This window comes from Desulfurellaceae bacterium, from assembly GCA_021296095.1.
Lineage (GTDB): Bacteria > Desulfobacterota > Binatia > Bin18 > Bin18 > JAAXHF01.
The window spans coordinates 3,898-14,768 of record JAGWBB010000087.1; the positions used below are offsets into that span (position 1 = coordinate 3,898).

The following is a 10,871-nucleotide window of genomic DNA, read 5'->3' on the forward strand; positions in this document are numbered from 1 at the left end:
AGCGCGCTGGCCGTGGCGCTTGTCGCCCAACACATTGGCGCCCACGGCGAACATGTCCACAGTCTCAAAAACCCGGACGATCCCATCGGGGCGCGCATGTACCTGATGGAAAACGTAGGGGCCAACGCCAAACAGCTCAAGGCCAAGCTGGATGCCGGACAGGTCGCTGACGCAGCGCTCTACGCCGGGGCGATCGCCCTGCACGCCAGCCAGATGTCCAGCCTGTTTCCACCCGACAGTATCTCGGACGCCTCGCGGGCCAAGCCCGAGATCTGGCAGCAGTGGGACGGTTTTGTGCAGGCCGCGCATGGCTTGCGCGATGCCGCCGAAGATCTGGGCTACGCCGCCAGTCAGGACAGAGGCGACGAGGCCAAAGCCAAGCTCAAGGCGGTCTTTGGCAGCTGCAAGAGCTGTCACGACACGTTTCGCAAGCCCAAGGAGTCCTGAGCCGCGCCGCTTACTGATACAGCTCTTCGTTGCTCAGCCCGCTGTCCGGCATCCGAATCTTGGGATACAGCGACGGCATGCCGCTGCGGCCGAGCAGCAGGAAGTCAACCGGCACAAACGGCAGCGGGACCTCCACCCCGACAAAGGCGCTGCGCTGGTCTTTGCCAAAGGCCAGGTTGGTGCCGATGACTTCTTTGGGCAAAATACCGCGAATATCGAGATCCGTGCCCGAGGTACTGCCGGTCAGCTGGGGCAGGGCGCGCCAGCCCCGGTCGGCGTGCTTTTCCTGACTGCTCTTGAGCATGATATCGGCCTCTTCCGCGCCCAGGGCCAGACGGGCCAGCTGACGGTCGCCATGCCGTGCGGCCTGATCAAAGCCTTTGGCCCGAAAACGCTGCCAAAACCGCTCCCAGGCCAGGCGCGGCACGCCGTAGACCTTGGTCTGAGAACCCGCATCGGTGGCAAAGTGCAGGGAAATCTCCTGGTCGGTCAGGACGGTGATGCCCTCGTCGCTGAGTTCGATATTCTCCCGGTTGCCGTCCACCAGTTGGGGTCTGAGCCCCAGGCCGTGGGGACCGATGAGGTCGGTGTGTTCCTGCAGAAAGGCTTTGCTGAGCTGGAGGCCCTGATGCTCCCAGCGGCTCAACTCGCGCAGCTTGGGCGCCGCTTCTTTGGCCGCCTCGGTGTCGGCATAGCGCTCGGCCAGGGTCCGCAGAGCGGCCAGTTTGTCGGCCCGGTGGGGCGTCTCGTCGGCCTGGTGCAGGAGCGCCTCGGCGGCCTGCTCTTTGAGGTCCGGGATTTTGTCTTCCTGGCCGGCGAGCTGATAGTAGTGCATGGCCCGGTCCAGTTTGCCCTCGCGCTGATACGAGTTGGCCAGCAGGTCATACACCTCGGGCGTCCGCCGTTCGGGCGGTGTCTGGTGCACATAGGTCTGGGCTTCCCGAATGACGTCCTGGCGCGAGACCGGGTTGCCGGTCATCACCCGCCACAGCTTGCTGCCGACCTGCACCATTGACAGCGCCCCAAAGGTCGCCGCCCCAACCAGCCCCTCGGTCGCTACCTGGATGCCGGCCACGGCAAAATTGTCTTTGACGAAACCACTGCCCGGCATAACGTATTTGAAGGTCTCGACCCGATGGTCCCAGGTGGCGTCTCGAACCCGTTGGTAGGGGTCCTCGGGCCGCCGGTCGGCCAGGGGTTCGAGCACCTGGAGCCGGGCTTCGACCTGACGCAAGCCGGTGTGGGCCTGGGCCGATTCGTCGTCGACCATCAGGGCCAGCTGGTAGTGGAAGTTCGCGCCCCAGTAGTCGCGCTGCTCAAAGGCGGCTTTGGCCTTGTCGAGTTCCTCGTCCAGCAGGGCTTTTTGGCGGCGCGCCTCCAGGGCCTGGACCTTTTCCCGGACCTCGGTCGCACGCGGGTCGTCGGGGGCGCGGTGCAAAAACTGCTGATACAGCACCAGGGCTTTGCGTTCGCGCGGACTCGGCCCGTCCCCTCGTCTCCTGAGGGACGAAATCACGCCCTGGGCCGAGTAGGGGCTGGGACTGCGCGGCGCTCCGAGGAAGAGACTGCCGACGTCAAAGGTTGACAGCAGCCAGTTGAATATCCGTCCCAGGCGTCCACGTTTTTCGTCCGCAATCAGCCGGTTGGCCTGGGCCAGCAGCGCATCGGCAGGCGCATCAAGTTCAGCGGCGGCGACATCCGGGACGATGTGGTGCGGGGAGGCGGGATCCCCGGCTGCGGCCAGCGTCCTGACATAGGTGGTCAGGCCGGTTGGGCGCTGGCCGTTGCGCACCAGTTCGGTATCCCGCTCGGACAGGGCGCGGACGTGGGCATCGAGCGACTGCGGACCGGTGACATAGGCATCCGCAATAGCGCTGGCGATCTGCTTGCCGACCGCGTCCGGAAAATAGCGGTCGGGCGGCAGGGGCGGCACGAACGGGTCGTAGCCGGGGTGGACCTCGGTCAGCCGATTCAGCAGGGGATCGGCAAATTCCTGGGCCTGGACCGAGCCCAGCAGCACGAGTCCGATGAGACACGCGCTCAGGTAGGTGTAGGATCGCATACCGCCTTACCTCCCGAGCCGTCCGATTTTGGCCATATACGCCTCCAGGGCCTGGAGTTTACCCCTGGCTTGCAGCTTTTCGATCACCCCGTCCTGCTGGGCGACCTGGGCGTACTGATTCAGCGCCGCCTGGCCCAGTTCTTCGAACGTTGCGACTGAAAAAGACAGGCCCTCGGGATCGTTTTGGGACACATATTCTTCGGCCAGAGCGTGAAAGAAGTCGCCCAGTTCGATCAGATAGCGGTAGCGATTCTTGCTCTCGGGGTGTTTGTCGAGCAGCTGGCGGTAGGCGACAATGACGCTCTCGGGACCGTCCTGGAGCTGGTAGCGGTTCAGCTTCAAAAAGGTCACCTTGGCCGCGTCGATCCGTTCGGCCTCTTCCAGGGCCAGGCTTTCATACCGTGTGCCGGTCAACTCCTGGCTGAGGCCGGTCCAGGCGGCGGCCTGCTCGTCCAGCACCTGCAAGTATTCGGCCGGGGTGGTGGCCGAGATCGGCCGCTCGGCCAACTCCTGGAATCTGTCCAGGGCGACGGCGGATTTGGCGGCCTCGTCTTTGAGCCGGTGTCGGGTTTGGCTGACGCGTTGATACGCTTCGAGTGCCTGCGGGTAGGCGTGCAAGCCCTCATAGGCGCGTCCCCGGGTGAAGGCGACCAGGACCGGATAGGCACCCGGGTGCTTGGCCTGATAGTCGTCCAGACGTTTCAGGGTGGCCTTATAGGCGTTGGCGCCGGTGACGTCCTGGGGCAGTGGAAACCGGTAGGTGTCGTGGGCTTCGACCCGTTGAAACTCGGTCGTGATCTTGAGCAGGTCTTCCTCGGTTTCGTACTGCGGGTTGCGGTTCGCGTCAGTGTTTTTTGACAGGCCGGGGATGGCCTCACGAATGGCCGCGGCCGGGGAGGCCGCGGCCGGGCTGGGGGGGACGGACCGCGGGCGAAAAAACGAACAGCTCGAGACCAGCGGTAGGCAGCACATCACAACAAGAGCGGGCAGCAACGGGTATTGCATAGCGCATCGGACTCGGCCTGACGGCGACAACACGGTCAAGCTTACTGCCCCGACCCGGAGGTGTCAAACGCGCTCGGACTTGTCAGCCGGCGACGCTTCCGGCTAAGATTCCGGGCGTGCCGGAGTGGTGGAACTGGCAGACACACAGGACTTAAAATCCTGAGCGGGTCTCCCGCGTGCGGGTTCAAGTCCCGCCTCCGGCATCCCGCCAGTCTGACGTGAGCCTAGTAGCTGTCCCGTTGATGGCCGAGCGCCTCGTCAATCATGTGTGGCGGCATGGGGTCGTAGTGATCGAACTCCATGCTGTGGGCGGCGCGACCCTGGCTGATCGAACGCACATTGGTGGCATAGCCAAACATGGTGGCCAGCGGCACGTGGGCCGTAATCGTGCGCTGGCTGCCGCGCTCGCCAAGTTCGGTGACCTTGCCCCGCCGCGCCTGGAGGTCGCCCATGACCGCTCCCAGGTATTCTTCGGGCATGACCACCTCAACCTTCATGATCGGTTCGAGCAGGACCGGTTTGGCCCGTTTGACCGCTTCTTTCAGCCCCAGCGAGCCGGCCAGGTGAAAGGACATCTCCGAGGAGTCCACCTCGTGATAGCTGCCGTCGTACAAGCTCACCGTGGTATTGAGCAGCTGGCAGCCGTAGCTGATCCCATTCTCGGCAGCCTCCCGCACGCCTTTTTCCACCGCCGAAATGTACTCTCTGGGAATGGCGCCGCCCTTGATGGCGTTGACAAAGACGAGCCCCTGGCCGTCGTTCGGTTCGATTTTGAAACACACATGCCCGAACTGGCCCCGGCCGCCCGACTGGCGTATATATTTGCCCTCGGCCTGGGCCGGGCGGGTGATGGTCTCCCGGTAGGCGACCTGGGGCGCGCCGGTGTTGACGGCCACCTGAAACTCGCGGACCAGCCGGTCGAGGATGATTTCGAGGTGCAACTCCCCCATGCCGGACAGCAGGGTTTGGCCGGTTTCGGCGTTGGTCTGGATAACCAGGGTCGGATCCTCGGACGACAGGCGATCCAGGGCCAGGCCGAGCTTTTCCGAGTCGGCCCTGGTCTTTGGCTCGACCGCCAGCGAGATGACCGGGTCGTGGAAAGTGATTGACTCCAACAGGACGGGGCGGTTGCGGTCGGCAATCGTATCGCCGGTGGTGAAGTGCTTGAGGCCGACGGCGGCCACAATACTACCGGCTTCCGCGTGTTCGATATCTTCCTTTTTGTTGGCGTGCATGCGCACCAGACGACCGAGCCGCTCGGTCTGGCTGGTCCGGGGGTTGAAGATCTGGGCGCCGGTTTTCAGCCCGCCGCTGTACAGCCGGATGAACGTCAGCTGACCCGAGTAGGCATCGTGCATGGTCTTGAAGGCCAGGCCGGCCCGGACGGCATCGCTGACCTGCCACTCGCGCGGCTCGCCCTTGGGCGTGTGACCCTGGACCGGCTTGGTCGGCGGCGGCAGGTAGGACACGATGGCGTCGAGCAGCGGCTGCACGCCCTTGTTGCGCAGGGCCGAGCCGCACAGAACCGGAAAGAGTCCCATGGCCCGGGTTTTGAGCGCAATGGCCCGCACCAGCCGCTCCTCGCTCACGGTTTCGCCGGCCAGGTATTGTTCGAGCAGTTCGTCGTCCGCGTCGGCAACCGTCTCGATCAGCTGATCGCGGTAGCGGGCGACCTCGTCGTCCAGTCCGGCCGGAATGTCTTCCTCGTGAAAACGCGCCCCGAGTGTGTCTTCTTCCCACACGATGGCCTTCTGGCGCACGAGATCGATCACCCCGCGAAACGTATCCTCGGTGCCGAGCGGTAGCTGCACCACGAGCGGCTTGCCGCCCAGACGGTATGTGATCTGCTCGAGCACGCCGTGAAAGTCCGCACCCAGGCGGTCGAGCTTGTTGACAAAGACGATACGCGGCACCCCATATTTATCGGCCTGGCGCCAGACCGTCTCCGACTGCGGCTCCACCCCGCCGACCGCGCAGAAGACGACCACCGCCCCGTCGAGGACGCGCAGGCTGCGTTCGACCTCGGTCGTGAAGTCGACGTGGCCCGGGGTGTCGATGATGTTGATCTGATGCTGTTGCCACTCGCAGCTAATGGCCGCTGCGGTGATGGTGATACCGCGCTCGCGTTCCTGGGGCATCCAGTCGGTGACGGCCGTTCCGTCGTGGACCTCGCCGATCTTATGCGACAGACCGGTGTAGTACAGAACGCGTTCGCTGACCGTGGTTTTGCCACTGTCAACGTGGGCAACAATGCCGATATTCCGAATGTTTTCCAGTGCGGGCGACATATACCTCTCCGTGCCAGGTGTGGGGTACGAGCGTTCAGAAAAGGAAAGATGAGGAGGGGAGCGGGCTAGAGCACGGCTCTAGCCATTTCGGTCATGCCCTCCAGTCTTACACAAAAATGGGCGGCTATCCAAGAGGCCGGTCGGCGGAAGATGACACCTGCGTGACACAACAGAACAGTTTTTGTCCCAGGGCTGCGCCCCGATCCGGCCTGGACCGCCTAGATCTGATACTCTTTCAACAGATTGCGGGCGATGACCAGCTTTTGAATCTCGCTCGTGCCCTCGCCGATGATCATCAGCGGGGCGTCGCGGTAAAACCGCTCGACCGGAAACTCCTGGGTATAGCCGTAGCCGCCCAGCACCCGCATGGCGTCGAGGGCGACTTCCTCGCACGATTCCGAGGCGAACAGCTTGGCCATGCCGGCCTCCAGATCGCAGCGCTCACCCCGGTCTTTCTTGAGTGCGGCCTGGCGCACCAGCAGGCGCGAGGCCTCGATTTTGGTCGCCATGTCGGCCAGCTTGAGTTGGATGGCCTGATGCTCACAGATCGGCTTGCCAAAGGTCTCGCGTTGTTGGGCGTAGCGAATCGCCTCCTCAAACGCGGCCTGGGCCACGCCGACGGCGCGGGCCGCGACATTGATGCGGCCGACCTCAAGACCGCCCATGACCTGTTTGAAGCCCTGGCCCTCGTGGCCGCCGATCAGGCTTGAGGCTGGAGTCGGAAAATCCTCAAACGCCAACTCACAGGTATCCAGGCCCTTATAGCCGAGCTTTTTGATATCCCGGCTGACCGTCAGGCCCGGCGCGCCTTTTTCGACCGCAAACAGGCTGATGCCGCTATACGCCGGCTGGGCGTCGGGGTCGGTCTTGGCCGCCACGGCCAGGATGTTGCCGTGGCGGCCGTTGGTGATGAACATTTTGCTGCCGTTGATCAGGTACTGATCGCCATGTTTCCTGGCCGTGGATTTGATGCGTTGCACGTCGCTGCCGGCGTGCGGCTCGGTCAGGGCCAGGCCGCCGCGTTTTTCCCCGCTGGCCATGGCCGGCAGCAGATTCCGGCGCTGCTCCTCGGTGCCGAACTGGGCAATGATGTGGGCGAACAGCAGGTGAGAGTTCAGGATACCGGTCAGGCTCATCCAGCCCCGGCAGATCTCCTCAATAATCATCGCATAGGTCGAAAACGACAGGCCCAGGCCGCCGTACTGGGTCGGGATAATCGCCCCGAACAGACCCAACTGCTTCATGTGTTCGACCAGGCCGTGGGGGTATTCGTCGCGGTGTTCCAACTCGCTGGCGACCGGTTTGACCTCGCGCTCGACAAAACGCTGGATGGTGGACAGAATCTGTTGATCTTCTTCGTTCAGCGTTGCCACGCCTGCCATGGGTGTGTCCTTTCGTTGTGCGACCGTTGCCGGTCGCGCCACTTCACCACCTTTGCAGCCCAAGATCAAGGGAAGCCCGAAATCAGGCCAGCCCGCCTCCCCTGGCCACAGACCGGGAAAGCCGATAAGAAACGGGAGCAAGGAGCGAACCATGGCCCTCAGCCCGACCATGCAGTACTACCGCGATACCAAGCAGGAGTATCCCGACGCGATCGTCCTGCTGCGGCTGGGGGATTTCTACGAGATCTTCTTTGAGGACGCCCGGGAAGCCGCCGCCCTGCTTGACCTGACGCTCACCTCGCGCGGCAGCGGGCCGGACCGCATCCCGATGTGCGGCGTTCCCTACCACGCCGTCCAGGGCTATATTGCGCGTCTGGTAAAAGCCGGCCGCAAGGTCGCCATCTGTGATCAGCTGGAAGACCCCAAGACGGCCAAGGGCCTGGTCAAACGCGGCGTCACCCGAGTCGTGACCCCGTCAACCTTTGTCGAGAGCGAGGACGATCCCGGCAGTCCGAGTCTGCTGGGCCTGAGCTGGACAGGGACAGCCTGGGGGGTGGCCTGGCTCGAACCGGCGACCGGGCTGTTTCAGTTTTGGGAGGCCGGCCCGGATGCGCTTGGCGATGCCCTCGACCGGGTCGGGCCGAGTGAGATGGTGACGACCAAGAGCGTGGCCGCCTCGCCCCTGTTCAGCGCCGGCCCCGGCCGGCGGCCCGGAACGGTGGTGACCCGGCTCGACGACTGGCACGCCTCGGCCGAGGACAGCCGCAGCTGCATCCAGGGCTTTTACGGGCTGGACTCGCTGCGAGCCCTGGAGCTGAGCCCGGCCACGACTGGCGCGGTCGCCCTGGTGCTGCGCTTCCTGCACGAGCATATGCAGGTCAGCCTGCCGCACGTCCAGTTGCCCCGGCGGCTCCAGCAGGCCGATACCATGCAGCTTGGGGCGGTCGTTGAGCGCAGCCTGGAGCTGTTCCAGCCGGCCACTCTTGATACTCGGGGCACGACGCTGCTCGACGTCCTGGACGAAACCCTGACCCCGATGGGCAAACGCCTGTTGCGCCGCTGGATGCGCAGCCCGCTGCTGTCCATCGAGGCGATCCAGACTCGCCATGCGGCCGTTGAGGAGCTGGTCCGGCAACCGGCCGTGCTCGAATCCGTTCGCCGCAGCCTCGCCCCGGTCCGCGATCTGGAGCGCCTGTTGGCGCGCTTCAGCGCCCGGGTCGCCACGCCCAAGGACGCGGCCGGTCTGCGCGACTCGCTGGCCCAGCTGCCCGAGCTGGTGCAGACCCTGCACACGGCCAGCGCGGAACTGCTCCGCGCCCAGCGCGCCCACGCTGCAGCCGACCTGAGCCGCCTGCGGACCCACCTTGAGCGTGGGCTGGTCGATATCCCGCCGGTCCATACCCGCGACGGGGGGGTGTTTGCCGAGGGCTATGACGCTGAACTGGACCGCCTGCGCTCGCTGTCGGCCGATGCCAAACAGTGGCTGGCCGCTCTGCAGGCGCGTGAGGGACAGCGGACCGGCATCGCCAACCTCAAGATTGGCTATAACCGGGTCTTCGGGTATTTTCTTGAGGTGGCCAAGAGCCAGCTGTCAAAAGTCCCCCCGGACTATACCCGCCGCCAGACCCTGGCCAACGCCGAGCGTTTTGTCACCGCCGAACTCAAGGAGCATGAAGACCAGATCCTGAACGCCGAGGAACGCGCCACGGCGCTCGAACACGAGCTGTTCGACCGGCTGTGTGGCTTGGTCCTGGACCAGCTGCGGGAGATGCAGGCCGTGGCCGTGGCCGTGGCCCAGCTCGACATGCTGGCCTGCTTTGCCTGGGTGGCGCTGCGCCAGCGCTATGTGCGGCCCGAGATGTGTGACGAGCCGGTGCTGTCGATTACGGGCGGCCGTCATCCGGTGGTCGAGACCGTGCTGGAGGGCAAGGAGTTTGTTGAAAACGACCTGCTGGTTGACCGCGACGCCCACCAGCTGCTCCTGCTCACCGCCCCGAATATGAGTGGCAAGTCGGTCTATCTGCGCCAGGCGGCGCTGATTGTTTTGCTGGCCCAGATGGGCTCTTTTGTGCCGGCCAGCGCGGCCCGGATCGGGATCGTGGATCGCATCTTCACCCGCATCGGGGCGTCGGACAACCTGTCCCTGGGCGAGAGCACTTTTGCCGTGGAAATGATTGAGGCGGCCCAGATTCTGAACTACGCCACTCCCCGCAGTCTGTTGTTGCTGGACGAGATCGGGCGGGGGACCTCGACCTCGGACGGCTTGTCGATTGCCCGGGCGATTATCGAGTTTCTGGTTGACCGGGACGGTCCCCGGCCGCGCACCCTGTTCGCTACCCATTTTCATGAGCTGAGCGACCTGCACCAGCTCCTGCCCGGCCTGGAGAACCATACCTTTGCGGTGCGGGAGTGGAAGAGTGAAGTCGTCTTCCTGTACCGGGTCGTTCCCGGTGCGGCCGATCAGTCGTACGGGATTCATGTGGCCAAGCTGGCCGGCCTGCCCGGTTCGGTCATCAGCCGGGCGCAGGAAGTGTTAGCCGATCTTGAGGCCCGCGGGGTGCAGCTCGTCCGGCCCCGGCGGCGGGTGTCCAAGCCCGGCGTAGCGGAGCCCAACCCCGGCCAGCTCGGCCTGTTTGGCGACGGGCGCGAGCCATGAGTCGGATTCGGCGCCTCGACCCGCAAACGGTTGAGCAGATTCGGGCCGGTGAGGTCATCGAACGGCCGGGCTCGGTGGTCAAGGAACTGGTCGAAAACGCGATTGACGCCGGCGCCCAGACGATTCGGATCCAGATTGTAGAGGGCGGGATTCGCGAAGTCACGGTCCATGACGACGGGCGGGGCATGCCGCCCGAGGACGCGCTGCTGGCCGTCCAGCGCCACACCACGAGTAAAATCCGACGCAGCAGCGACCTGTTTGGGCTGTCCACGCTGGGCTTTCGGGGCGAAGCCCTGGCCAGTATTGCGGCGGTCTCGCGGCTGGAGCTGGTGTCGCGCACCGCAGACGCGCTTGAGGGGACGTGTATCCGAGCGGCCGGCAGTGAGCCGGCCGAGTCTGCTCCGGTCGCCGCCAGCCAGGGCACGACCGTCCGGGTCCGGCATCTGTTTTTCAATACGCCTCCACGGCGGGCCTTTCTCAAGTCGCCGGTTGCCGAGGGTAACTACGTCGAGGAGATCGTGATCGGTCTGGCCCTGTCCCGACCCGAGTTGCGTTTTGTGTTCAACCGCGACCGCCGGCTGGTCTTTGACGCCGTGGCACACACCGGGCCCCAGGCTCTGGCCCGGCGGGCCGGGGCGGTCCTGGGCGAGACCTGGGCGACCAGCCTGGTCCTGGACGAGGACAGGACGGCGGATGACGGCGTCGGCCTGCACGGCATCCTCGGCCTGCCCGAGCACACCAGAGCCACCCGCACCGCTCAGTACTTCTATGTCAACGGCCGTCAGGTCAAAAGCGCGCCGCTGTCTTCGGCTCTGAGCCGTGCCTACGGTGAATTGGTGGCGGCCAAACGTTTTCCGGTCGGCGTGCTGTTTGTGAGCGTGCCGCCGCGCGAGCTTGACGCCAACGTGCATCCGACCAAGCGCGAGGTAAAGTTTCAGGATGAGCGGGCGGTATTGGAGACGCTCATCCGCCGGGTGCGCCGCAGGCTTGACCAAGCCAACCTGTTCAGGCGGCTGGAATTGCCGGACCCG

At 64.8% G+C, this 10,871-nt stretch carries 7 protein-coding genes and 1 tRNA gene; 4 read left to right on the forward strand and 4 right to left on the reverse strand.

Translation table 11 applies throughout. The features are described 5' to 3' along the window. On the forward strand, nucleotides 1–447 hold a 447-nt coding region (locus J4F42_17805; protein ID MCE2487374.1), incomplete at its 5' end, for a cytochrome c. A 10-nt stretch (nucleotides 448–457) separates the two neighbouring features. On the opposite strand, the gene J4F42_17810 is transcribed toward J4F42_17805, so the two are convergent. Both J4F42_17810 and J4F42_17815 read right to left on the reverse strand, forming a co-directional pair. Next, nucleotides 458–2,509 carry a hypothetical protein gene (locus tag J4F42_17810; GenBank protein ID MCE2487375.1) on the reverse strand — a complete coding sequence of 684 codons (2,052 nt, stop codon included), beginning with the start codon at nucleotides 2,507–2,509 and terminating at the stop codon, nucleotides 458–460. Between the two features lie 6 nt (nucleotides 2,510–2,515). Continuing rightward, the gene (locus tag J4F42_17815) at nucleotides 2,516–3,514 is read right to left on the reverse strand and encodes a hypothetical protein (GenBank protein MCE2487376.1); all 999 of its coding nucleotides are present in this window, start codon (nucleotides 3,512–3,514) and stop codon (nucleotides 2,516–2,518) included. A 118-nt stretch (nucleotides 3,515–3,632) separates the two neighbouring features. On the opposite strand from J4F42_17815, the gene J4F42_17820 reads away from it, so the two are divergent. Continuing rightward, nucleotides 3,633–3,717, forward strand: a tRNA-Leu gene (locus J4F42_17820). 21 nt (nucleotides 3,718–3,738) lie between these two features. Here the strand turns inward: J4F42_17820 and fusA are convergent. Beyond that, entirely contained in the window at nucleotides 3,739–5,802 is a 2,064-nt protein-coding gene (fusA, locus tag J4F42_17825; GenBank protein ID MCE2487377.1) for an elongation factor G, read from the reverse strand. A gap of 218 nt (nucleotides 5,803–6,020) precedes the next feature. Beyond that, a complete protein-coding gene (locus J4F42_17830; GenBank protein MCE2487378.1) occupies nucleotides 6,021–7,184 on the reverse strand; it encodes an acyl-CoA dehydrogenase family protein in 1,164 nt (387 codons plus the stop codon). Nucleotides 7,185–7,335: 151 nt separating this feature from the next. On the opposite strand from J4F42_17830, the gene mutS reads away from it, so the two are divergent. Together mutS and mutL are read left to right on the forward strand one after the other, a co-directional pair. Further along, complete coding sequence (mutS, locus tag J4F42_17835; GenBank protein MCE2487379.1) at nucleotides 7,336–9,840, forward strand: DNA mismatch repair protein MutS; 2,505 nt, start codon at nucleotides 7,336–7,338, stop codon at nucleotides 9,838–9,840. After that, the coding region (mutL, locus tag J4F42_17840; GenBank protein MCE2487380.1) for a DNA mismatch repair endonuclease MutL at nucleotides 9,837–10,871 on the forward strand (1,035 nt) is incomplete at its 3' end. The genes mutS and mutL, both read left to right, overlap by 4 nt.

Excerpts from the sequence above, each read along its gene's own strand:
- J4F42_17810 (MCE2487375.1), bottom strand. The coding sequence starts at position 2,509 with ATGCGATCCTACACCTACCTGAGCGCGTGTCTCATCGGACTCGTGCTG.
- mutS (MCE2487379.1), top strand. The coding sequence starts at position 7,336 with ATGGCCCTCAGCCCGACCATGCAGTACTACCGCGATACCAAGCAGGAG.
- J4F42_17830 (MCE2487378.1), bottom strand. The coding sequence starts at position 7,184 with ATGGCAGGCGTGGCAACGCTGAACGAAGAAGATCAACAGATTCTGTCC.
- fusA (MCE2487377.1), bottom strand. The coding sequence starts at position 5,802 with ATGTCGCCCGCACTGGAAAACATTCGGAATATCGGCATTGTTGCCCAC.
- J4F42_17815 (MCE2487376.1), bottom strand. The coding sequence starts at position 3,514 with ATGCAATACCCGTTGCTGCCCGCTCTTGTTGTGATGTGCTGCCTACCG.